24 protein-coding genes are annotated in these 23,317 nt (G+C 56.9%); 10 read left to right on the forward strand and 14 right to left on the reverse strand.

The window, feature by feature from the left end:
• Positions 1-78: 78 nt before the first annotated feature.
• The 4 genes from purH to htpX form a co-directional block, all read right to left on the reverse strand.
• The gene (gene purH / locus ACQZ5K_RS11585) at positions 79-1,695 is read right to left on the reverse strand and encodes a bifunctional phosphoribosylaminoimidazolecarboxamide formyltransferase/IMP cyclohydrolase (RefSeq protein ID WP_078052276.1); all 1,617 of its coding nucleotides are present in this window, start codon (positions 1,693-1,695) and stop codon (positions 79-81) included.
• Positions 1,696-1,847: 152 nt separating this feature from the next.
• On the reverse strand, positions 1,848-3,515 hold the full coding sequence (locus ACQZ5K_RS11590; protein WP_448740461.1) for a heparinase II/III family protein: 1,668 nt from the start codon (positions 3,513-3,515) through the stop codon (positions 1,848-1,850).
• Positions 3,516-3,640: 125 nt separating this feature from the next.
• Positions 3,641-5,026: an RsmB/NOP family class I SAM-dependent RNA methyltransferase gene (locus ACQZ5K_RS11595; RefSeq protein ID WP_448740424.1), complete on the reverse strand. Its 1,386-nt coding sequence runs from the start codon at positions 5,024-5,026 to the stop codon at positions 3,641-3,643.
• Positions 5,023-5,988, reverse strand: a complete 966-nt coding sequence (gene htpX / locus ACQZ5K_RS11600; RefSeq protein ID WP_142779916.1) for a zinc metalloprotease HtpX — start codon at positions 5,986-5,988, stop codon at positions 5,023-5,025. The genes ACQZ5K_RS11595 and htpX overlap by 4 nt, the downstream gene beginning before the upstream one ends.
• 116 nt (positions 5,989-6,104) lie before the next feature.
• Between htpX and ACQZ5K_RS11605 the strand changes: the two genes are divergently transcribed.
• A complete protein-coding gene (locus ACQZ5K_RS11605) occupies positions 6,105-6,317 on the forward strand; it encodes a DUF1674 domain-containing protein (RefSeq protein WP_448740425.1) in 213 nt (70 codons plus the stop codon).
• Between the two features lie 59 nt (positions 6,318-6,376).
• On the opposite strand, the gene ACQZ5K_RS11610 is transcribed toward ACQZ5K_RS11605, so the two are convergent.
• The 8 genes from ACQZ5K_RS11610 to hemE form a co-directional block, all read right to left on the reverse strand.
• Positions 6,377-7,258 (reverse strand): ParB/RepB/Spo0J family partition protein, encoded by an 882-nt coding sequence (locus tag ACQZ5K_RS11610; protein ID WP_448740426.1) that lies wholly within the window; start codon positions 7,256-7,258, stop codon positions 6,377-6,379.
• 30 nt (positions 7,259-7,288) lie between these two features.
• Positions 7,289-8,083 (reverse strand): ParA family protein, encoded by a 795-nt coding sequence (locus ACQZ5K_RS11615; protein WP_448740427.1) that lies wholly within the window; start codon positions 8,081-8,083, stop codon positions 7,289-7,291.
• A 19-nt stretch (positions 8,084-8,102) separates the two neighbouring features.
• Positions 8,103-8,720 (reverse strand): 16S rRNA (guanine(527)-N(7))-methyltransferase RsmG, encoded by a 618-nt coding sequence (gene rsmG / locus ACQZ5K_RS11620; protein WP_448740428.1) that lies wholly within the window; start codon positions 8,718-8,720, stop codon positions 8,103-8,105.
• An 11-nt stretch (positions 8,721-8,731) separates the two neighbouring features.
• Positions 8,732-10,615 (reverse strand): tRNA uridine-5-carboxymethylaminomethyl(34) synthesis enzyme MnmG, encoded by a 1,884-nt coding sequence (mnmG, locus tag ACQZ5K_RS11625; RefSeq protein WP_448740429.1) that lies wholly within the window; start codon positions 10,613-10,615, stop codon positions 8,732-8,734.
• A gap of 63 nt (positions 10,616-10,678) precedes the next feature.
• A complete protein-coding gene (mnmE, locus tag ACQZ5K_RS11630) occupies positions 10,679-12,010 on the reverse strand; it encodes a tRNA uridine-5-carboxymethylaminomethyl(34) synthesis GTPase MnmE (RefSeq protein WP_448740430.1) in 1,332 nt (443 codons plus the stop codon).
• 86 nt (positions 12,011-12,096) lie between these two features.
• Complete coding sequence (gene rho, locus ACQZ5K_RS11635) at positions 12,097-13,362, reverse strand: transcription termination factor Rho (protein ID WP_004444236.1); 1,266 nt, start codon at positions 13,360-13,362, stop codon at positions 12,097-12,099.
• A gap of 186 nt (positions 13,363-13,548) precedes the next feature.
• A complete protein-coding gene (gene hemJ / locus ACQZ5K_RS11640; RefSeq protein WP_448740431.1) occupies positions 13,549-14,094 on the reverse strand; it encodes a protoporphyrinogen oxidase HemJ in 546 nt (181 codons plus the stop codon).
• Positions 14,091-15,125 (reverse strand): uroporphyrinogen decarboxylase, encoded by a 1,035-nt coding sequence (hemE, locus tag ACQZ5K_RS11645; RefSeq protein WP_448740432.1) that lies wholly within the window; start codon positions 15,123-15,125, stop codon positions 14,091-14,093. Before hemE ends, hemJ begins: the two co-directional genes overlap by 4 nt.
• Before the next feature lie 409 nt (positions 15,126-15,534).
• Between hemE and ACQZ5K_RS11650 the strand changes: the two genes are divergently transcribed.
• From ACQZ5K_RS11650 to dnaQ, 5 genes are read left to right on the forward strand one after another with little or no spacing between them, the layout of a single operon-like run.
• Complete coding sequence (locus tag ACQZ5K_RS11650) at positions 15,535-16,356, forward strand: pyruvate, water dikinase regulatory protein (RefSeq protein WP_003521149.1); 822 nt, start codon at positions 15,535-15,537, stop codon at positions 16,354-16,356.
• 31 nt (positions 16,357-16,387) lie between these two features.
• On the forward strand, positions 16,388-16,987 hold the full coding sequence (locus tag ACQZ5K_RS11655) for a Maf-like protein (protein WP_262534316.1): 600 nt from the start codon (positions 16,388-16,390) through the stop codon (positions 16,985-16,987).
• Positions 16,980-17,840 carry a shikimate dehydrogenase gene (locus ACQZ5K_RS11660; protein ID WP_448740433.1) on the forward strand — a complete coding sequence of 287 codons (861 nt, stop codon included), beginning with the start codon at positions 16,980-16,982 and terminating at the stop codon, positions 17,838-17,840. The genes ACQZ5K_RS11655 and ACQZ5K_RS11660 overlap by 8 nt, the downstream gene beginning before the upstream one ends.
• Positions 17,840-18,448, forward strand: coding sequence for a dephospho-CoA kinase (coaE, locus tag ACQZ5K_RS11665; protein WP_448740434.1), 609 nt, complete (start codon positions 17,840-17,842; stop codon positions 18,446-18,448). Before ACQZ5K_RS11660 ends, coaE begins: the two co-directional genes overlap by 1 nt.
• Positions 18,441-19,139 carry a DNA polymerase III subunit epsilon gene (gene dnaQ / locus ACQZ5K_RS11670; protein ID WP_003521153.1) on the forward strand — a complete coding sequence of 233 codons (699 nt, stop codon included), beginning with the start codon at positions 18,441-18,443 and terminating at the stop codon, positions 19,137-19,139. Before coaE ends, dnaQ begins: the two co-directional genes overlap by 8 nt.
• 102 nt (positions 19,140-19,241) lie before the next feature.
• Here the strand turns inward: dnaQ and secB are convergent, their stop codons facing one another.
• Together secB and ACQZ5K_RS11680 are read right to left on the reverse strand one after the other, a co-directional pair.
• Positions 19,242-19,724, reverse strand: a complete 483-nt coding sequence (gene secB, locus ACQZ5K_RS11675) for a protein-export chaperone SecB (RefSeq protein WP_003521154.1) — start codon at positions 19,722-19,724, stop codon at positions 19,242-19,244.
• Positions 19,725-19,826: 102 nt separating this feature from the next.
• Positions 19,827-20,375, reverse strand: a complete 549-nt coding sequence (locus ACQZ5K_RS11680; RefSeq protein WP_448740435.1) for an FxsA family protein — start codon at positions 20,373-20,375, stop codon at positions 19,827-19,829.
• Positions 20,376-20,515: 140 nt separating this feature from the next.
• On the opposite strand from ACQZ5K_RS11680, the gene ACQZ5K_RS11685 reads away from it, so the two are divergent.
• The 4 genes from ACQZ5K_RS11685 to ACQZ5K_RS11700 are packed head-to-tail and all read left to right on the forward strand — an operon-like array spanning position 20,516 to position 23,251.
• Positions 20,516-21,214, forward strand: coding sequence for a Tim44/TimA family putative adaptor protein (locus ACQZ5K_RS11685; protein WP_003521156.1), 699 nt, complete (start codon positions 20,516-20,518; stop codon positions 21,212-21,214).
• The gene (gene mltA / locus ACQZ5K_RS11690) at positions 21,211-22,323 is read left to right on the forward strand and encodes a murein transglycosylase A (RefSeq protein WP_448740436.1); all 1,113 of its coding nucleotides are present in this window, start codon (positions 21,211-21,213) and stop codon (positions 22,321-22,323) included. Before ACQZ5K_RS11685 ends, mltA begins: the two co-directional genes overlap by 4 nt.
• The gene (locus ACQZ5K_RS11695; protein ID WP_003521159.1) at positions 22,320-22,889 is read left to right on the forward strand and encodes a Smr/MutS family protein; all 570 of its coding nucleotides are present in this window, start codon (positions 22,320-22,322) and stop codon (positions 22,887-22,889) included. The genes mltA and ACQZ5K_RS11695 overlap by 4 nt, the downstream gene beginning before the upstream one ends.
• A complete protein-coding gene (locus ACQZ5K_RS11700; RefSeq protein ID WP_003521160.1) occupies positions 22,886-23,251 on the forward strand; it encodes a helix-turn-helix domain-containing protein in 366 nt (121 codons plus the stop codon). The genes ACQZ5K_RS11695 and ACQZ5K_RS11700 overlap by 4 nt, the downstream gene beginning before the upstream one ends.
• Positions 23,252-23,317: the final 66 nt, after the last annotated feature.

Below are 23,317 nucleotides of genomic sequence, written 5' to 3' on the forward strand. Positions count from 1 at the left end.
CACCAAGACTGTCCCACGTGAAACAAAAGGCCCGGAAAGTAATTTCCGGGCCTTCGTTATTCTTGGTTGTTTCCGCGCTTAGTGGCGGAAGTGGCGCATGCCGGTAAAGACCATCGCCACATTATGCTCATTCGCGGCGTCGATCACTTCCTGATCGCGCATCGAGCCGCCCGGCTGGATGACGGCGGTAGCACCCGCAGCAATCGCGGCGAGCAAACCGTCGGCAAAGGGATAAAATGCTTCCGAAGCGACGGCGGAGCCGCGCGTCAACGGTTCGGCAAGGCCAAGAGCCTTCGCCGCATCTTCCGCCTTCTGGGCAGCGATGCGGGCCGAATCCACACGGCTCATCTGGCCGGCACCGATACCCGCGGTCTGCCCATCCTTGGCGTAAATGACGGCATTGGACTTCACATGCTTGGCGATCTTGAAGGCAAACTTCATGTCTTCAAGTTCCTGCGGTGTCGGCGCACGCTTGGTGACGACCTTTAGGTCCAGATCCTCGACCATGCCATTGTCGCGACTCTGCACCAGCAGGCCGCCCGAGACGGTCTTCGCGGTAATACCGGCCGCGCGCGGATCAGGCAGGCCGCCAGCGGCCAGAAGGCGCAGGTTCGGCTTGCGGGCGATGATGGACTTGGCTTCCTCGGTGACGTCAGGCGCGATGATGACTTCAGTGAAGAGCTTGACGATTTCTTCCGCCGTTTCCGCATCGAGCGTGCGGTTCAGGGCGATGACGCCGCCAAAGGCCGACACGGAATCGCATGCCAGCGCCCGCCGGTAAGCTTCGGCAAGTGTCGGACCCGTCGCCACACCGCAGGGATTGGCGTGCTTGATGATGGCGACTGCCGGCGCATTTTCCGGCAGGAATTCCGCCACGAGTTCGTAAGCTGCATCGGTGTCATTGATGTTGTTATAGGAAAGCTGCTTGCCCTGAAGCAGCGTCGCGGTTGCAACGCCAGGACGCTTTTCGCCGGTGAGGTAAAAACCAGCGCTCTGGTGCGGGTTTTCGCCATATCGCATCTTTTCCTTCAGCGCGCCGCCGATAGCGCGGTAATCCGGTGTTTCGATCGCGAGCGCCTCGGCGAACCAGTTGGAAATCACCGCATCATAGGCGGCAGTGCGGGCATAGGCCTTGGCGGCAAAACGCTGGCGCAGCGCATAGGACGTCTGGCCGTCATCGGCCTGCAGGGCTTCAACCAGATCGGGGTAGTCAGACGGATCGGTAACAACAGTGACATAGGCGTGGTTCTTGGCGGAAGCGCGGATCATCGCCGGGCCGCCAATATCGATGTTTTCCACCGTCGTCGGATAATCACCGCCCTTGGCGCGAACTTCTTCGAAGGGATAGAGATTGATGACCGAGAGATCGATCGCCTCGATACCGTGCGCCTTCATCGCCTCGACATGTTCCGCATCGTCCCGGATGGCCAGAAGCCCGCCATGGACATTCGGATGCAGCGTCTTGACGCGGCCGTCCATGATCTCGGGAAAATTCGTTACGTCGGAGACATCCGTCACAGGCAGGCCTGCTTCGGCAATGGCCTTCGCCGTTCCACCGGTCGACAGAAGCTTGACGCCAAGCTTCGATAGAACCGTCGCCAGCTCGATAATGTCAGTCTTGTCGGACACGGAAAGAAGCGCCGTGCGGATTTTGACCTTATCGGGGGCGGGGATTTTCTTGGACACGACGGCCATCAGGCATACTCCGTTTAACGGGGAGGACAGGCTGGAATGGGATTGATCCAGCAATTGCCGCCGCGTTAACACAGCTTACCGGATTAATAAACAGCGGGGATGCCGAACGGTGAAAACTATGATGGTTTTTGACCGACCGCGCCAGAAATTGTCTAGGCCTGGCGTTCGATGAGCCAGCGGATTTCCCGCGTATTTGCGAGATTGAAGGGGAGTTCGATCTGCTGCGACGGGCGCATACCGGACGCATCGGCCATGAAGACATCCTCGGTGACGAAAAGCTCCAGCCCGGGTGCGGAAAACAGCCAGACGGTTCCATCCGCTGCCTCCAGATAGACCGACTCCTCATCCCGCTGGTGTATCTGAATGTGGGGATGAATATGGAAACGTGAAACCGCCGTGACCGACTGAAATTGCGTTTTTACCGCACTCGCATCGGCCCGAAGCAGATCCCGACCCTTTATCTTGGTGCCGGCCGCATTCAATTCTATTTCCCGCTCATGGTGGCAGCCGAAATTCTGCAAATAGCCGTCATGAGACGCCCACAGGATGTCATTGCCGTTTGCATCCGTTCCACGCCGGCTGTCGACGTGGCTGACGCCTGATACCATGATCGGACCAAGCAGCCGCGAGCGTGACAGTCTGCACGATGATGTATCCGCAAGCGTGACGGTGGAATGCGCCGCCGTGGAACGGCTGGCCCGCTGATATTCCGGCGCGGCGTTGCGTGGAAAGCCGGAATTAACGATGAAGCGGTTCTTGCCACAGGACATTTCGAAAGACAGGCAACCCGAATGGGCATTGCGTGAAAGCTCGGCCGAGCCGGGATAGCCCGTATCCACGATGATGACCGTATCGTCCGTCGCAAGCCGATGGTAGTTCACGTCCGGCAGGACCTTGGAGGGCCGGCCGGCCGTTTCATCATAGCGCAGCACGGAAACAAGCTCATTGGCGAGCGTCGCCGTGGCGCCGTTGAACAGCGCGAGATCGCCGCCCTGATGCCGGAAGAACCGGATCGCCGGGAACATGCGGTCTATCGCCGGCACCAGGCCGGAAGGCAGATCATGGCCAAGATTGATATAACTTTGCCGAAGCGGCAGGAGATCGAGCAGCAGGTCCAGCATGACGCGTGGATTGCGGGAAACATGCCCGCCGTCGGGCAGAATCTGGCGTTCCATTTCCTGAGCCAGCTTCATTCCATTCCGCGTGATCCGCGAAAGGCGCGTTGGCATGGCGATGGAAGCCATGGCCAAGGCAATCCTGATCCTCAGCCGCGCTTCGCCATCGGGCGCGTGTCTGACGATTCTTTCGAGATACCGCACATGAAAGGCGAGGCTTTTCAGGAACCGGCGATAAAAGCCGGCATCGGCCTCGTATAAAACCACGGGAGAGTGCGAAAGCCAGGCAATCAGCCTTTGTGCGGCGATTTCCGGCGACCAGGCAGTGCCTGCAAGCCGTTTGCCATGAAGCACCATCCATTCCGCAACGATGCGCCGCGCCCGTTTGCAAGCCTCGCTCGATTTATCGGAGCGAATATGCCGCAGCCAACTGAATGCATGCAGCCGTTCTTCAAAGACCGCCGAGGGATATTCCACCTGAAATGGCGAAGCTCCGCCGGTTTCGACGACACGCCCGGCCAGCGCGATGCGGCCCCGCAACAGTTCCTCGGCGAAATAGGGATCGATGGCTCTGAGATCGGTCGGCGCCGCTACCAGACCATCTGGCGCACGGGTGGCAAATCGCGACACATGCAGGCGCAAAGGGGTGAGGCCGACACACAGATGACGATACGCCATCCGCGACAGAAGACCGGCGGCATTCATGCTGCCTGCAAAGGACCCTAACAAGCTGTGTTTCCCGTTTCACATGTTTTGTTTTTATCAGTGAACCGCGACGACCGGAACGTTTTCGATAAATATCTAATGATTCGCGAAAGCTTGGCTTTTTTCTACTTCTTACGCAAGACACTGCTAAAAAACCCATCGACACCGCCGAACATGTCCGGTGTCGTGCGAAGATCACCATTTAAGCTGATGGCCGCTTCCATTCCGGGCCAATCCTCGCGGCGGACGGCAACACGCTCCACACCCGGATTTTCCACCAGAACCTCGGCAATCATCGCTTCTCCTTCGGAAGGATCGAGCGAGCAATTGGAAAACACCACGAGGCCGCCGGGGCCAACAAGGGTCAGCGCATGCCGCAGCATCTGGCCCTGGAGGGCAGCGAGTTTGGCAATATCGTTCTCATCCTTGGTCCAGCAGACATCGGGATGTTTGCGAAGTGTCCCGGTGGAAGAACAGGGGGCATCGAGGAGGACCGCGTCAAAAAGCTGTTCCGGCTGATACTTCAGCATATTGGCCTCCACCGTTTCGGCACGGAGACCAAGCCGGTCGAGATTTTCCCTGAGACGACGAAGACGGTTACCGGACTGATCCAGCGCCGTCACATTAGCGCCCGCCAGCGCAAGCTGCGCGGTCTTGCCGCCCGGAGCAGCACAGAGATCTACGACACGTTTGCCCGCTATGTTACCCATAAGCCGAACCGGCATGCTGGCGGCGAGATCCTGCACCCACCACGCACCTTCAGCGAAGCCTTCGAGCGATGGAATCTGCCCCTCGAATTCACCCAGACGCACGCTGCCATTCGGCATGAGCGTACCGCCCAGTTTTTCCGCCCAGAGAGCGGGATCAGCCTTGATCGTCAGATCAATCGAGGAGGGTGTCAGCTGCGCCTCCGAAATCCTTTGCGCAACCTCATTGCCGTAGGCGGAAACAAGCCGCGCATGGAACCAGTCGGGCAATACCGGAATGTCAGCGACGGCCTTCTCGATATCCGCTTTTTCACGACCGAGCCGTCGGAGAACGGCGTTCACCAGCTTGACGAAACGCCGGTTGCGCGGATCGCGGTGAGCCTGCTCCACCGCGAGATCGACGGCGGAATGATCCGGAACATCGAGGTAAAGCATCTGCGCCGCACCGACGACAAGAACGTGATGCAGCGATCGCGCGCCCTGCGGCAGCGGCCCATCAAGCAGCATCGACAATGCCGTTTCAATCCGCGGGAGGTGGCGAAGCGCGCTGTTGACGATGGCTCTCACCAGCGCCCGGTCCGCAAGTGACAGGGCTCGATAGACGGGATTGCCGTTTTCGCTATCGAGCATCCCATCCAGCGAGGTCTTCTTTTCCAGAACGGCCGCCAGAATGCGGGTGGCGGCGATGCGCGCGGCGAGACCCGGCTTGTCCTGGAAAGACGAAGGGCCGTCTTCACGGCCCCTCCCATTTGCCGGTCTCGGTTTTCTGGACCGCGCCGGCTTATTCTGAATATCGGATGTCAAGACCACGGCCCCTTGCGCTCGTTTTCATTGCCGCGTCCCCAGCCTGTTTTGGGAACGGAGCCTGATTTGCGCAGAGGTCTATCACCCGATGGCGGCGGCGTCGATCCTTGCGGGGAAAACTCCTGTGCCATGGCGTGCAGCGCCGCCACGCGGTTTTCCGTATTCGGATGGGTGGAGAAGAGATTGTCCATGCGCTCGCCGGAAAGCGGATTGATGATGAACATATGCGCCGTTGCCGGGTTACGCTCGGCATCGTCATTGTGAATGCGCTGCGCCATGCCCGAAATCTTCTGCAAGGCGGAAGCAAGCCAGAGCGGGTTGCCGCAGATTTCCGCACCGCGCCGGTCGGCGGAATATTCCCGCGTGCGGCTGATTGCCATCTGCACCAGCATCGCTGCCAGCGGCGCCACGATCATCGCGACCAGCACGCCGATAAAGCCGAGCGGGTTATTGTTGTTCTCCCGGTTGCCGCCGAAGAAGAAGGCAAAATTGCCGAGCATGGAGATGGCGCCCGCCAGCGTGGCCGTGATTGTCATGGTCAGCGTATCCCGATTCTGCACATGCGCAAGCTCATGCGCCATGACACCGGCCACTTCCTCAGGCGTCAGACGCTCCAGCAGGCCTGTCGAAGCGGCAACAGCGGCGTTCTGCGGATTCCGCCCGGTCGCGAAGGCATTGGGTTGCGGGCTATCGTAAATATAGACCTTCGGCATCGGCAGACCGGCATTCTGCGACAGGTCGCGGATCATGTGAAAAAATTCGGGTGCATTCGCCTCGTCGATCTCCCGCGCATGATAGGCGGAGAGAACCATCTTGTCAGAGTTCCAGTAGGAAAAAATATTCATACCAGCCGCGATGACCAGGGCTATCATCATGCCGCCCTTGCCGCCGATCAGAAAACCGACACCCATGAACAATGCTGTCATGAAGGCCAGAAGCATTGCCGTGCGCATCATGTTCATCCGTTAAACTCTCCTTGTCACTTACCGGGAATATTCCGGGGTTTATAAAGCCCTTGAGATTATATAATCTGGGAAGCGGCAAACGTATTTCAATATCCCGTCATAGGGAGGATTTCATGCAGAATGCAGATAATGACAACGCCACAGACAGTGGAGCCGAAAGTGTAAAGCGACTTTCGCCGGCGGCGCAGCGAGCGTTGAAAGAAGCGGAAGAACGGCGCAGGCAACAGACCGATCTCCAGCTGCCGCCGGAAACCGGCGGCCGCGGCGGCGCGGAACCCGTGCGTTTCGGCGACTACGAAATAAAAGGCCGGGCCATCGATTTTTGAGCGCCATAAATAAAAATACCCGCCCTTGGCGGGTATTTTTATTTTAAACAAATAGTTACTTATTTCTGCTCCAGAAGCCGGCATACCGCTTCAAGCTGTTCCAATGTGCGGTAACCGATACGGATTTGCCCCGATCCGCCCTTGTGGCTGATCTTCACATCCAGCCCGAGAGCATCGGATAAGCTGCGTTCGAGCGCAATCGTATCGGAATCCTTTTCCGCAGCAGGTCGTTTCTCCGCAACATCGCCCTGCGATTTGATATCATTCTGCGCCAGGCGCTCGGCATCACGGACCGAAAGTCCCTTGGATACGATTGTTTTCGCGAGCGTCGCCGGATCGGAGGTGGAAACAAGCGCGCGGGCATGACCTGCGGAGAGTGAACCATCCGCCAGCATATCACGCACCGGATCGGGAAGCTTCAAAAGCCGAAGGCTGTTGGCAACGTGGCTTCGGCTCTTGCCGATGATTTCACCGAGATCATTCTGCGTATAGCCGTGTTCGGCGATCAGCTGCTCATACCCCATAGCTTCTTCGAGCGGATTGAGGTCGGAACGCTGTACGTTTTCGACAATCGCCAGTTCCAGCGCCGTGCGGTCATCCACATCGCGAACGATGACGGGAACATCGGTAAAGCCCGCCAGCTGCGCCGCACGCCAGCGTCTTTCGCCCGCAATAATCTCGTATCGGTTGATTCCGACCGTTCTTACGACCACAGGCTGAACAATTCCATGCTGACGAATGGAGGCGGCAAGATCCTGCAGCTCATTCTCATCGAAATGACGCCGCGGGTTCCTCTGGCTGCGAGCGATGAATTCGATGGGAATGGTACGATCGGCGTTGACAGCACGCTGCGGCTCACCCACCGGCACAGGCTGGTCCATTTCTCCGATCAATGCGGCAAGACCGCGCCCCAGCCGACGCTTGGAAAGATCATCACTCATAAGATATTACTCCATAAATTCCGGCAAACGTCAGGCGGCTTTACGCAGACGCTCTCTCTGAATCACTTCGGACGCCAGTTGCAGATAGGCCTGGCTGCCGGCGCATTTCAGATCGTAGAGAATTGCCGGTTTACCATAGGACGGCGCTTCGGAAACACGCACATTGCGTGGAATGAGCGTGTGGTAAACCTTTTCGCCCAGATGCGTGCGCACGTCCGAAACAACCTGCTGTGCAAGATTATTGCGCGCATCGAACATCGTAAGAACAATGCCCTGAATATCGAGCTGCGGGTTCACCGATCCACGAATCTGACTGACCGTATCCAGCAACTGGCTAAGGCCCTCCAGCGCAAAGAACTCGCATTGCAGCGGCACGAGCACGGAATGTGCGGCCGTCATGGCATTCATCGTCAAAAGATTGAAAGAAGGGGGGCAGTCGACGAGAATATAGGAGTAGCCTCTGGCTTCCTCTGTCTCCATGGCCGCCCGCAGCAGGAAAACGCGGTTGGAAACATTCGCGACCTGCATCTCGAAACCGAGCAAATCCATCGTGGAAGGTACGATGTCGAGATTGGGAACGGCGGTGGGAACAGCAACTTCCGCTACCCCATGATCTCCTACCAGAAGATCATATGACGAAAGCTTGCGCTCCTTGCGGTCGATTCCAAGCCCGGTACTCGCATTACCCTGCGGGTCCAGATCCACAATCAGCACGCGCTCACCAATAGCCGCCAGCGCGGTAGCCAGATTGATGGCGGTTGTTGTTTTACCAACGCCGCCTTTCTGGTTTGCAACTGCGATAATCCGGTTTTTTTCCAAAGTCATGCCGCACCTGGCCAGCTTATCAGCGCCTCAAAGCGAGGTTGCTGATTTCAAGAACAACAGAATCTGCCTCAATGGCACTCTGATGTTTTACCAGATCAAACTCCCAGCGACCATGTGCTTTCTGCACTTCAGAATCATAATCCCGGCCTTTATTAAAATAGGCCTTGAGATTCGGGTTATTCTGCGCCCAGGGATGGATATAATCGAAAAGCAGATCCAGTTCGGCGAGTGCGCGCGCTGAAACAGCATCGCAATTTTTGATGATTTCCGGTGCTGTCTCGATCCTGACAGGGTGGACTGCACCTCTTGCACCGGTTTCCTTCAGTGCAATTCGCAAGAATGCCGCCTTTTTATTGTTGCTTTCGACCAGATCAACCCAACCGTCGCCAAGCTCCGCCAGAAAAATCGCAGTGACGACACCGGGGAATCCGCCACCGCTTCCAAGATCAATCCACTTTTTTGGCTGAGAAGAAAGCTGGAATATTTGCGCGCTGTCGGCCACATGCCGGTTCCAGAGCTCGGCGAGAGTGGAAGGCGCTACCAGATTTGTGGTTCTGTTCCACTTCTTAAAAAGCTCGACAAAATGTTCCAGCCTTTCCTGTGTTTCACGTGAAACACTCTGGCCGTTTATCTTCATAATCCGACTCGCTATTGGTGCATGCGTAATTTTTCACTTCGCGTTGCGGAATCCTTCCGCAGAAGTGCGAGCAGCAGCGATATCGCAGCCGGCGTCATGCCGTCAACACGAGCGGCCTGGGCAATATTCTCAGGACGAGCTTTTTCCAGCTTTTGTTTAAGCTCATTGGAAAGCCCGGACAGACTCTTAAAATCAAAGTCATCAGGAATTTTTCTGTCTTCGTCCCGCTTGATATCGACGATATCAGCGCTTTGCCTCTGCATATAGACCGCATAACTCGCCTCGATCTGCAAGACCTCGGCAACTTTTCCGTCAAGCGCCCCCAATTCCGGCCAATGTTCGGTAAGGACTCCGAGAGTCATATCCGGATAGGCCATCAATTCATAAACGGATCGGCGTTGACCGTCCTGATTAAGTTTCAACCCCTGCTTCGCCGCCTGGGATGGGCTGATGGAAATCGCCTTCATCAGTTCTCGACCGCGATCCAGATCAGAAACGAAATTTACGAAGCGTTCCTGCCGCTCGCGGCCGACAATGCCAGCCATCTGACCGACTGGTGTAAGCCGCAGATCCGCATTGTCCACGCGCAGCGAAAGACGATACTCCGCTCTGGACGTAAACATGCGGTAGGGCTCGCTGACACCTTTCGACGTCAGGTCATCAATCATGACGCCGATATAAGACTCGGTTCTGCTAAAATAGACGGGATCCGCATTGCCCGCATAAAGCGATGCATTCAAGCCGGCAACGAGACCCTGAGCGCCCGCTTCTTCATAACCCGTCGTGCCATTAATCTGACCGGCCAGAAACAATCCGGGAATCTTGCGGCATTCCAGCGACGGCTTCAGCTCGCGCGGATCGACATAGTCATATTCGATCGCGTAACCCGGCTGAAGGATCGTCACCTGTTCAAGCCCCGGTATCGTTCGGATAAATTGCTCCTGAACGGAAGCGGGAAGGGACGTCGATATGCCGTTTGGATAAATAGTGTGATCGTCGAGACCTTCCGGCTCGAGGAATATCTGATGACCGTCCCGTTCACCGAAACGGGTGATCTTATCCTCAATCGAAGGGCAATAACGCGGACCAACCCCTTCGATCTGTCCCGAATACATCGCCGACAGATGAATATTGTCTTGAATGATCTTATGGCCAGCCGGAGTGGTGCGCGTTACACCACATTCTATTTGCGGATTGAGAATACGATCCGTCATGAAGGAAAAGGGGACAGGATCCTCATCAGCGGCCTGCCGATCCACCGCATTCCAGTCAATCGTGCGCCCGTCCAGTCGAGCAGGGGTGCCGGTTTTCAGGCGACCCATAACGAGACCCAGCCGCGAGAGCGTGTCCGAGAGGCCAACAGACGGCATTTCTCCCACACGTCCCGCCGGAATCTTTTCGGAACCGATATGAATGAGACCACGCAGGAAGGTACCGCTCGTCAGCACGACCGCGCCACAAGGAATCCGGCTACCGTTCTTCATGATAACGGCGGCGACGCGATCATTGGCCATCTCAATATCGAAAGCATCGCCTTCAATGATGGTCAGGTTATCAATCGCATCGATCTCACGCTGCATGGCTTCGCGGTAGAGCCGCCGGTCGGCTTGCGTGCGCGGACCGCGGACGGCCGGTCCCTTTTTGCGATTGAGCATGCGAAATTGGATGCCTGCTGCATCGGCAACCCGACCCATCAAACCATCCAGCGCGTCGATTTCCCGAACGAGGTGTCCCTTTCCCAGACCGCCGATGGCGGGATTGCAGGACATGACGCCAATCGTCTCACGCTTGTGGGTAATAAGGGCGGTTTTTGCACCATGCCTTGCAGCAGCGGCCGCGGCTTCGCTGCCCGCGTGGCCACCGCCTATAACAATGACATCGAATGACTGGTGCATATCCTTGCGCCCTGTTCTCTCAGCATCGACATCGCCGCCTCGGCCATCGATGTTTCACGTGAATCATTTTCCTATGCAGAATTCCGAGAAGATCACGCCGAGCAAATCTTCCACATCAACGCGGCCGGTGATCCGTCCGAGCGATGTCGCCGCGAGTCTTAAATATTCCGACCTTATCGCAAGGTCCAGGGTCTCGGAATCGAGCGCATCACTAACATAGTTCAGCGTCTCTTCAAGTCGTTTTTTATGCCTGGCGCGCGCGGGAACCAAAGTCTGGCCGGCGCCGACGCGTTTTTCTATCTCCTGCTTCAGCATCGAACGCAGTTCGTTCAAGCCTATCCCTTCCTTGGCTGAGATAGACAAATCAAATCCATCATCCAAGATAGGGGAATGAAGCGCTGTTTTCGTTCTAACTCGCAAGTAGCTCCGGTTTTTGAACGGTTCGAGAGATTGTTTCGGAAGCGAATCCTTATCCTGCAGCAGCAGAATGAGATCTGCGGTCTCCGCCGTCAGAACCGCGCGCCGCACGCCTTCAAGCTCCACGACATCCTGTGTTTCCCGTATTCCTGCCGTATCGAATATCCGGACGAGATATCCTTCCAGATTGATGTCAACGCTCAAGACATCTCTCGTGGTGCCGGCAATATCGGTAACGATAGCAACATCGCGGCCGCTAAGGGCGTTCAAAAGAGTGGATTTGCCTGCATTCGGTTCACCGACGAGGGCGACCTTGAACCCGTCGCGAATGATTTCTCCGCTTTCGCCACCCTGGAGATGATCGCCGATTTCCTTTTTGAGAAGCGCCATGGCTTCCCAAACCTGAGCCGCCACGGAATCCGGAACATCCTCCTCGTCGGCAAAATCCAGTTCCGCTTCGATGAGAGCGCGAGCGCGCGTTAGGCGGCTAGCCCAGCCATCATAGAGTGCCGACAATTTGCCAGTGCTCTGTTCCACCGCCAACCGCCGCTGCATTTCCGTTTCAGCCTGCAACAAATCGGCGAGGCCTTCGACCTCAAGGAGATCCATCTTCCCATTCTCGAAGGCTCTACGAGAGAATTCACCGGCATCGGCAGGCCGAAGTCCCTCTAGATTTTCAAGCTCGGCGAAAATCGAAGCCATGACAGCGCGACTGCCATGGCTATGAATTTCAACACAATGCTCACCCGTGAAAGAATTTGGCGCTGGAAAAGCAATTACCAGCGCCTGGTCGATGATCTCATCGTTTCGATTCCGAATCGAGCAGAGCGTAGCTTTTCGTGGTGAAGGAAGTTCCCGGCCCGTCAACATCCCCAAGGCATAGAAAGCCCTCGAGCCGCTGATCCTGAGAACAGCCACACCCGCCGGCAGGGCACCGCTGGAAAGCGCATAGATCGTATCGGCGGAAGCTGGCATCATTCACCTCGGTCTAAAACAGTCAAGCCGCATCCGAATAAACGGATACGGCTTTAAAGCTCTTATGATGAATCCGGCTAAAGTTTGGATCAGGTATTCATCGATTCGAAGAAATCCGAATTGTTCTTGGTCTGCTTCAGCTTGTCGATCAGGAACTCAATGGCGTCCATCGTACCCATCGGCGCAAGAATACGGCGAAGAACGAAAATCTTCTGCAGATCCTGACGCGGCACCAACAGGTCTTCCTTACGCGTACCGGATTTCAGAATATCCAGCGCCGGGAAGATGCGCTTGTCGGCAACCTTGCGGTCGAGCACGATCTCCGAGTTACCGGTACCCTTGAATTCTTCGAAGATGACTTCATCCATACGGCTGCCGGTATCAATCAGCGCGGTCGCGATAATGGTCAGCGAACCGCCTTCTTCGATGTTACGAGCGGCACCGAAGAAACGCTTCGGACGCTGCAGGGCGTTGGCGTCCACACCACCCGTCAGAACCTTGCCGGAGGAAGGAACAACCGTGTTGTAGGCACGGCCAAGGCGCGTAATGGAATCGAGCAGGATGACGACGTCACGACCATGTTCGACCAAGCGCTTGGCCTTTTCGATCACCATTTCGGCGACCTGCACGTGACGGACGGCCGGTTCATCGAAGGTAGAGGACACAACCTCACCCTTCACGGAACGCTGCATGTCAGTCACTTCTTCCGGACGCTCATCGATCAGGAGAACGATCAGGTAGCATTCCGGATGGTTTGCCGTGATGGAATGGGCGATGTTTTGAAGCAGAACGGTCTTACCGGTGCGCGGCGGCGCCACGATCAATCCGCGCTGACCCTTGCCGAGCGGCGCGACGAGATCGATCACGCGCGACGACAGGTCCTTCGAGGTCGGAACATCCAGTTCCATCTTGAAGCGCTCATTGGGATAAAGCGGCGTCAGATTGTCGAAGTGAACCTTGTGGCGAATCTTTTCCGGATCGTCGAAATTGATCGTATTGACCTTGAGAAGCGCGAAATAACGTTCGCCTTCCTTGGGGCCGCGGATCGGGCCTTCAACGGTATCGCCTGTCTTCAGCGAGAAGCGGCGGATCTGCGACGGCGAGATATAGATATCGTCCGGACCGGGCAGATAGTTTGCATTTGCGGATCGCAGGAACCCGAAACCGTCCTGCAGGACTTCAACGACGCCCTCGCCGATGATTTCGATGTCCTGGCTCGCGAGAACCTTGAGGATTGCGAACATGAGCTCCTGCTTGCGCATGGTGCTCGCATTTTCAACTTCCAGGGATTCGGCAAAAGTCAGCAAGTCGGTAGGCGATTTGCTCTTAAGTTCCTGAAGCTTCATTTCAGCCATGAAGAGAAGACCGTTTGATAATGTAATGTCGGGGGAGGGCGTGTTCGCGAATCAGATGCTGTGGGAGGTACCGCAGATGACTGAATAATTCACATGCCACGAAGATGAGTGGCCCGAAAATAGCGATTGAACACGGCCGCTGCAAGAGGAAAGCACGAATTCCGCGAAATTTATCGTCGCACCGTCTTAACCGAAGGGTTTCACAACCACAAGTATGACGATGAGGATCATCAGCACCGTCGGAACCTCGTTCATCAACCGCCAGTGACGGGCAGGCCGCTTGTTTTCATCCCGCGCGAAACGTTTTGCACTGCGCGTGAAATAAACATGGGTCACAGTCAGAAGCACCACCAGCGCCATCTTGGCATGCAGCCAGCCGCCGGAAAAACCATAAACCGACCAGGCGAGATAAAGTCCCAATATCCAGGATATCATCATCGCCGGGTTCATGATCACCTTGATCAGCCGCTGCTCCATCACCTTGAAGGTTTCTGACTGCTGCGAACCGGCGGGTGCATCGGTGTGGTAGATGAAGAGTCGCGGCAGGTAAAAAATCGCCGCCATCCAGGAAATCACGGCGATGATATGCAGCGCCTTGATCCAGAGATAGAGATCGGCCGGATCGGCATAGAATAACAGGGCGACGAAGGCAGCAAAGACACCCAGCGCAATGCCGGCGCGCAATGCCGCTCGGTTTCCGGAACGGGTGGATGTCTGTTTTTCGCCGCTCATGCCCCGGCTCCGCCGGCACGCACCCGCTCCACCAGCCGGGTGACGTTTTCCGGGTCAGCCTGCGGGGTGATGCCATGGCCGAGATTGAAGATCAGCGGACCCTGTGCAAGAGCCTGCAGCACGGCATCTATACCATCCTGCAGCGCCCTGCCTCCCGCCACCATCAGCATGGGGTCGAGATTGCCCTGCACGGGCCCTTCCTTCTGCAAGTCCCTGGCAAAGCTCAGCGGCACCGACCAGTCGAGCCCAATGGCGTCGGCGCCCGTCTTGCGACGATAATCCTTGAGAAGATAACCAGCCCCCTTGGCGAAGGCGATGATTTTTGCCGAAGGCCGACGGGTACGCACCGATGCGATAATGCGAGCAACGGGTTTTATCGCATAATCCTCAAATTCCTTCTCACCGAGCACGCCGGCCCAGGAATCGAAGATTTGAACCGCATCCGCGCCTGCATCGATCTGCGCCACCAGATAATCGGCGGAAACATCGGCGAGGAAAGCCAGCAGCTTTTCCATGGCCACCGGCTCCTGATAACCGAACAGCCGCGCCGGAGCCTGATCCGGCGTTCCGTGTCCCGCGATCATATAGGTCGCAACCGTCCACGGCGCGCCGCAGAAACCGAGAAGCGTCGTTTCATGGGGCAAAGAGGCGCGCAGACGGGAAACGGTTTCAAAAACGGGAGAAAGATGCGCCATGACATTAGCGGCATCCAGCTTCTCGATACCGCTGACATCGATCGGGTCCATGGCCGGACCTTTTCCTTCGCTGAAAGACACGTTGCGATGAAGCGCGTCGGGTATCACCAGAATATCGGAAAAGAGAATGGCGGCATCGAGCCCGAACCGGCGAATGGGTTGGAGAGTAACCTCCGTCGCCAGTTCGGGATTATAACAGAGATCGAGGAAACTACCGGCGCTCTTTCGCGTTTCCCTGTACTCGGGAAGATAACGCCCAGCCTGTCGCATCAGCCATATGGGCGGCGGTGTGACCGTCTGCCCGTTCAACACCGTCATAACCTTGCGTTCGCTCATGGCACCCAGCTTCTAAAAAAATAAAATCAAAGAGATTTAAAAGATTTTCTATTTCTTAGAGTCTGTGGGTAGCAAGGATTAAAATCATTCCAGTCGAAATGCCGCAGCGACGAAGTTTCAAGCGTGCCTGCGGATGTTATCGATCCGCTTGTTTTAGAATAACCCGGAAAATAGAAATTTTATAAATAATTTCAGTTATTTATGACGCCTCAGAAAAACAGGACGATTGTGGATAATCTGGGGAAAATTTTGAACGGTTTCGCATTCTTCCAACAATTCACAAGCACGTCGGAGGCGATTGAAGCCACTTGCGGATTGTGGAAAAACACCACTTTATTCACGTCGCGGTTCGACCCGCAGGACAATTCGGAGATTTGTCCCGGTTTATCAACAGCGGGAGAAAAACAGCGTGGAGAACAAAAAAAGCTTCTTCCATCTGCACCTGATTTCGGACTCAACGGGAGAGACTCTGATGTCGGCCGGTCGAGCCGTTTCGGCCCAGTTCCACGCCTCCATGCCGGTGGAACATGTCTATCCGATGATTCGAAACCAGAAGCAGCTCGCGCAGGTCGTCGATCTCATAGACAAGGAACCGGGCATCGTTCTCTATACGATCGTCGATCAGCAGCTGGCGGAGTTTCTGGATCTGCGGTGCCATGCGATTGGCGTGCCCTGCGTGAATGTCCTTGAACCCATCATCGGCATCTTCCAGACCTATTTAGGTGCGCCGTCCAGACGGCGGGTGGGAGCGCAACATGCCTTGAATGCGGATTATTTCGCCCGGATCGAGGCGCTCAATTTCGCCATGGATCATGACGATGGGCAAATGCCCGAAACCTATGATGAGGCTGATATCGTCATCATCGGCATCAGCCGCACCTCAAAAACACCGACCAGCATCTATCTCGCCAACAGGGGAATAAAGACCGCCAATATACCGGTCGTTCCCAATGTGCCTTTGCCCGACAGCCTCTATGCGGCCACGCGGCCGCTGATCGTCGGGCTGGTTGCGACATCGGACCGCATATCGCAGGTGCGTGAAAACCGGGAACTCGGCGCGACGGGCGGATTTGACAGCGGCCGCTACACGGATCGGGCCACCATCATGGAAGAGCTAAAATATGCACGAGCGCTCTGCGCCCGCAACAATTGGCCGCTGATCGATGTCACGCGCCGCTCCATCGAGGAAACGGCGGCGGCGATCCTTGCCCTTCGTTCGAGGACACGATAATCCGAATCGCACCATTCGGAGCAGACAGTCGATGCAACAAGAATTGATCCTCGCCTCGTCCAGCGCATCCCGCCAGATGCTGATGCGCAATGCAGGGCTGACATTTTCGGCCATCCCGGCGGATATTGACGAGCGTGCGCTCGATGAACAGCTGGAACGAGACGGTGCCAGTCCGGAAGAGGTTGCGCTGGAACTCGCCAGGGCCAAGGCTCTTGCGGTCGGCGCGCTTTATCCGGAAGCACTGGTTCTCGGCTGCGACCAGACCATGGCGCTCGGCGCCCGCGTCTATCACAAGCCGAAAACCATGGCGGAGGCCGAGGCGCATCTGCTGTCATTGTCCGGCAAGGTCCATCGCCTGAACAGTGCTGCCGTTCTCGTCCGACATGGCGAGGTGGTGTGGCAGATCGTTTCCAGCGCCGAGTTGACCGTTCGGACTTTGAGCGCCGAATTTGTCTCCCGCCACCTGCAACGGGTGGGAGAAAAGGCCTTGAGCAGCGTCGGCGCGTATCAGCTCGAAGGAGAGGGAATCCAGCTATTCACCTCTATCGAGGGCGATTATTTCACGATTCTCGGCCTGCCGCTTCTGCCGCTTTTATCGAAACTGCGCGACATGGATGTCATCGATGGCTGATTCACGTGAAACATTAACCATAAACGCCTTCGTTGTCGGCTATCCGATCAAGCATTCGCGATCGCCTATTATCCATTCCTATTGGCTGAAGAAATTCGGCATTGCCGGTTCCTATAAGGCGGTGGAAATCTCTCCGGACGATTTCGCGAATTTCATTGCAACGCTGAAGCAGGGTAGGCCAGGCACGGCCGTTGGCGGCAATGTCACCATTCCCCACAAGGAAGCGGCCTACCGGCTGGCAGACAGACCAGATGCTCTGGCGGAAGAACTCGGCGCCGCCAACACTGTCTGGATGGAGGAGGGCGAGCTTCACGCCACCAATACGGATGGTTATGGTTTCGTCTCCAATCTCGATGAGCGGCATCCGGGCTGGGACAGGACCGAGCGAGCAGTGGTTCTAGGTGCCGGCGGCGCAAGTCGTGCGGTCATTCAGTCGCTGCGTGATCGCGGTATCGCCGAAATCCATGTTCTCAACCGTACCGTCGAACGGGCGCGCGAACTGACCGACCGTTTTGGGCCGCGGGTTTTTGCCCATCCCCAGGCAGCGCTTCATGAGGTCATGCAGGGTGCCGGGCTTTTCGTGAATACGACGTCGCTCGGCATGGATGGAACGGAAGCACCACATATCGATTTCTCGCCGCTGGCAGATCAGGCCGTCGTAACCGATATCGTCTATGTGCCGTTGAAAACCCCGATCCTGAAAATGGCGGAAGAGCAGGACATCGCAACCGTCGACGGACTCGGTATGCTGCTCCATCAGGCAAAACCCGGTTTCAAGCGATGGTTCGGCAAAATGCCGGAGGTCGATGAGGCCCTGCGTTCTCTCATCATCGAGGACATGGAGAAACATTGATGATCGTCATCGGTCTCACCGGCTCGATAGGAATGGGAAAAACGACGACGGCGAAGTTGTTTGCCGGGGAGGGGGTTCCGGTTCTCGATTCGGATGAGGTCGTGCACGGACTTTACCGGGCGGAAGCCGTTCCGCTGATCGAGGCCGCCTTTCCGGGCACAACCGTTTCCGGCACGGTGGACAGGCAGAAACTCGGTGAGGTCTTGCGGCAGAATCCGGCTAATTTTAGCAGACTGGAAGAGATCGTGCATCCGCTGGTGCGCGGAAGGCAGGAGGCTTTTCTGGAGCAGGCAAGGAAAGAGGATCGGCAATTTGCCCTCCTCGACATTCCGCTGCTGTTCGAAACTGGGGCGGAAAGCCGCGTCGATAAAGTCGTTGTCGTCAGCTGCGCGCCGGAGATTCAGCGAGAGCGGGTTCTGTCCCGACCGGGAATGACGGAAGAGAAATTCGAAATGATCCTCGCCCGGCAGATGCCCGACGCGGAAAAGCGCCGCCGTGCCGATTTTATCGTCGATTCCGGAAATGGTGTCGAAGCGGCACGGGATCAGGTAAGAGAGATTCTGCAGAAACTGGCCGCTGAGTCGCGCCGCGGAGAGATGAATGCGTGAGATCATTTTCGATACGGAAACCACGGGCCTTGAATCGAAGCTGGACCGCGTGATTGAAATCGGCGGCATCGAGCTGATCAACCACTTTCCCACCGGCCGCACGCTGCATCTTTATATCAGCCCGGAAGATCGCAAGGTTCACCCCGACGCACTTGCCGTTCACGGGATTACCGACGAGTTTCTGAAGGATAAACCCAAATTCGCCGAGGTCGTCGACCAGATTCGTGACTTCTTCGAGGGCGCGCGCTGGGTGGCGCATAATGCAACATTTGACATGGGCTTCATCAATGCGGAATTCGCCCGTCTCGGTATTGAACCGGTCGCCGCCGATCTGGTGACGGATACGCTTTCGCTCGCCCGTCGCAAGCACCCCATGGGACCGAACTCGCTGGACGCACTTTGCCGGCGTTACGGCATCGACAATTCCCACCGTACCAAGCACGGCGCTCTTCTCGACTCCGAACTGCTCGCCGAAGTTTATATTGAAATGATCGGTGGGCGCCAGACGGCGCTCGGTTTCGGTTCCGCCGCCAAGCAGGAAACCATCATCGTCGAGGAGGACGTGCCGCTTGAGCCGCTGCAAAGGCCGCGGGCTTTGCCCTCGAGGCTGGATGCGGAAACGGTCGCGGCCCATGGCAAACTCGTCCTCGGCATGGGCGATAAGGCGATCTGGAACCGTTACCAGAATTGATGCCTGTCCAGGCACCGGAAACGGTGAATGCCGTCAAAGAAAAACCCGGGCATGAACCCGGGTTTTGTTTTGTCTGAATTCTGCAGCGCAGAGCCGCATCACTTAGTTCGGTACGGCCTGAACCTTGGCCTTTGCCTGTTCTTCGGCAACGCGCTGGGCGAACATCTGCGCGAAATCGATCGGATCGATCATCAGCGGCGGGAAACCGCCGTTGCGGGTAACGTCCGCAATGATCTGGCGCGCGAAGGGGAACAGCAGGCGCGGGCATTCGATGAACAGCACCGGCAGCATATGTTCCTGCGGGAAGCCGGCGATGCGGAACACGCCGCCATAAACCAGCTCGGCTGCGAACAGCACCTTGTCGCCATCCTTGGCTTCCGCGTTCAGCGTCAGGACAACATCGAAATCCGAACCCGAGATCGGGTTTGCATTGACGTTGACATTGATGTTGATCGACGGCGCATTGTCACGGGCCTGAAGCGAGCGAGGAGCACCCGGATTTTCGAAGGAAAGATCCTTGATGTACTGGGCAAGAATGTTGAGGGAAGGACTTACTGCGCCCTGTGCACCATTTTCAGCGGTCATTACATTTCCTCACGGCGTGAATTCGTGGAAGGCGGTCTATCATTTCGACCGGGGGCTTACAACCCTTCGTGATCGGGTCATCGCGATCCATTCCGCCCGGGATCAGGGTTTGGGCAGATCGCGATCGTCCGGTTTGCGCGACCTTGGGGAACCCTTTGGCTCTTCGCGATGAAACTCCTCCTCGTCGAGATCCACTACCTTCGAATTGCGCGCATGTCCCGGATCATTCCGAAAGCCGGAAAAATCACCGGGCTGAGGACCGGATTGCTGGCCGGATTGCCGAAAGGAACCCGCAACGACGACGCGCGGCCCGAAGGCTTTCCAGAAAAAGCGCCGCACGGTGGGCGAGAGAAGCAGAAGGCCGAGAATGTCGGTAATGAAACCGGGAATGAAAAGCAGAATCCCGGCAACGACGCGCATGGCGCCATTCACCAGCTCATCCGCCGGCTGCGCGCCGGTGCGGCCCGCATCCTGAAGGTTTCTTACCATGCCGATGCCGCCCAGCCGCAGGATGAGCAACCCCAGAAACGAGGTGAACAGGACAAGCGCCAATGTCAGCCATAAACCGATCGCCTTGCCGACGATGATGAAACCGGCAATTTCGAGGATGGGCATCATCAGGATGACGATGGGGAGAAAGGAAAAACGCATCTTCTAGCCTTGCGTGTGCATCTCTGGCAGATTGCCGGTTCCCGGGACACCGATGATTGAATCTGCACATTTGAATGATGATAAGATGCAGACTATATGATGGTGTGGTTTTCGAATTTAAATGGCGGTTTTGGTAAAAGATGGGCTTTAGCGACTTTATCACATTGTTTTTTCTCGTTGCAGCGGTGCTGATCTTCTTTCAGCTGCGCAGTGTCCTCGGTCGCCGCACGGGCAACGAGAAGCCGCCATTCGACCCCTATAGCCCGCGAGATGTGGCAAAGGGTCCCGTTGCAGACGATAACAAGGTCGTGACCCTGCCGAGGCGCAGCGAGGGTGACGACGAAAACCGTTTTGCCGAGGCGGATGCGCTTGCGCCCGTCGATACGCCGCTCAATGCGTCGCTGCGTGAGGTGATGACCAGGGACCCGTCCTTCGGGCCGAAGGAATTCCTGAACGGCGCCCGCATGGCCTATGAAATGATTGTCATGGGCTTTGCAGATGGCGACCGCAAGACGCTCAAGAACCTTCTGTCGAAGGAGGTTTTCGATGGTTTCGAGGCGGCCATTTCCGAGAGGGAAGGTCGTGGCGAGGTGGTGAAGTCCACCTTCGTGGGTATCGAGAAGGCAGATATCACGCAGGCCAGTGTGCGTGATTCCGAAGTGCAGATCACGCTGAGGATCGTCAGCCAGCTGATTTCGGCGACCTATGACAAGGATGGCAAGCTGGTGGATGGCGATCCGGATGCGGTTGCGGAGGTGGACGACATCTGGACCTTCTCGCGCGATATCCGCTCGCGCGATCCGAACTGGAAGCTGATCGCTACCGAATCCGAGCAATGACCGCGCCCTTTTCGATCGAAGAAGTTTCTTTCAGCGACCTGCCCGGATGGCGGCAAGACGATCCGGGCAAGCTTTTTCCGGCGATGGCGACAATCCTGTCGCATCTTCGGAATGCAAAACCCTACAGGACCGGCGCGCTCGGGGTCACGGCGGCGGAACTGGTCTCGCTTCTGGAAAGCGCAGAGAAAAACCAGACAAGCAGCCCGGAACAGGCGCGCCGGTTTTTTGAAACCAATTGTGTGCCTTTCAGGATTTCTCCAGCTCAGGGAAAAAGCGGTTTCGTAACCGCTTTTTACGAACCCGAACTGGAAGTGTCGTCCGAGCCCGACGACATCTGGCGTTATCCGATTTACCGCCGACCGCCAGAGCTCGTGGACATCGACGATGCCAATCGGCCCGCCGGCTTCGATACGTCCTATGCTTTCGGCAGGGAGGATGAAAACGGTATTTCCCATTTTCCAGACCGCCAGGCGATCGATGAAGGGTATCTGGAGGGCAGGGGCCTTGAGATTGCCTGGGCAAAATCGAAGGTCGACCTGTTTTTCGTTCATGTGCAGGGTGCGGCGCGTCTGGTGTTTCGCGATGGCGCGGTAAAGCGCATCACCTATGCGGCCAAGGCCGGGCACGCTTTTTCACCGATTGGCCGTCTGCTGCTCGACCGCGGGGAACTCGATCCGAAAACCGTGTCGATGCAAACGATCCGCAAATGGCTCGCTGACCATCCGGACGAGGTGGATGGGGTGCTATGGCATAACAGGTCCTATATTTTTTTCCGGGAGGCGGATGTCGCCGATCAGGATATGGGGCCGATTGCGGCTGCGAAGGTTCCGTTGGTCGCCGGGCGAGCGCTTGCGGTGGACAGGCTCCTCCACACTTTCGGGCTTCCCTTCTTCATCCATGCGCCGTCGCTTACCCATCTCGATGACGGAAAATATTTTGCGCGGCTGATGCTGGCGCTCGATACCGGCTCGGCCATCGTTGGCCCGGCGCGTGGCGATATTTTCACCGGCTCCGGTTTTGAAGCGGGAGAGCTGGCCGGTACGGTGCGCAATGAGGCCGATTTTTATATACTGATACCGCAGGTGGCTGCGCAGAGGTATCGGCGATGAAGAGCAGTCGCAAGCTCGGCAAGGAAGAGCGCATTCTGTGGGGAAAGGTCGCAAAAACCACGCGGCCGATCTCCGGCAGGCTGGAAGACCTGCTGGCCTTCGACGACATAGAGGAACCTCCGGTGGAACCCGATGTTCCGCAGACTGGCAAAGGCGCTTTTCCGCGAATGCTTGCGGAGCCGGCCGAGCCGTCGCCACCTGCTCCGGACAAGAAGCCGAAGATTCATCAGCCGATGGAAAAACCGGTCAAACGCAAGCTCACCCGTGGCCGGCTGCCGCTGGAAGGGCGGATCGATCTGCATGGCATGTTCCAGAGCGAAGCCCATGCGGTGCTGCTTGATTTTCTGCTGCGTGCGCATGAACGCGGTCTGAGACACGTGCTCGTCATAACAGGCAAGGGCCGTTCCATCGGCAGCGACGGCGCGTTGAAAAGGGCGGTGCCCATGTGGTTTTCCAAGCCGGAATATCGCCACCTGATCTCATCCTATGAGGATGCATCCGCCAATCACGGCGGCGACGGTGCACTTTATGTGCGGCTGGCGCGTCGGCGGGGTGAAAAATCATGACGCCTTTTGCGGAGGCCGTGCGGCAGCTTCGCGAGCGCAAGGGCGTGACGCAGAAGGAAATGGCCGCCGCAATCGGCGTATCGCCGGCCTATCTTTCGGCGCTGGAGCATGGCAAGCGCGGCAAGCCGAGTTTCGATCTCCTCCAGCGCATCGCCGGATATTTCAACATCATCTGGGATGAGGCGGAGGAATTGTTCTTTCTGGCCGGCTCATCCGACCCGAAAGTGGTGATCGACACCATCGGTCTGCCGCCGCAATATACGGCTTTCGCCAACCGGCTGGCACGGGATATTCGCAAGCTGCCGCCGAGTGTGGTAGAGGAACTGTCAGCCGTGCTGCAAAAAAGCCGTTCTTGCGATTGAAACCCCTCTATCCCCTGCTTTATGCAGCATCCTGAAGCATGCGGCCTTTGGGATTGGGTGTAGAAT

Source organism: Agrobacterium sp. 22-226-1, assembly GCF_053522345.1.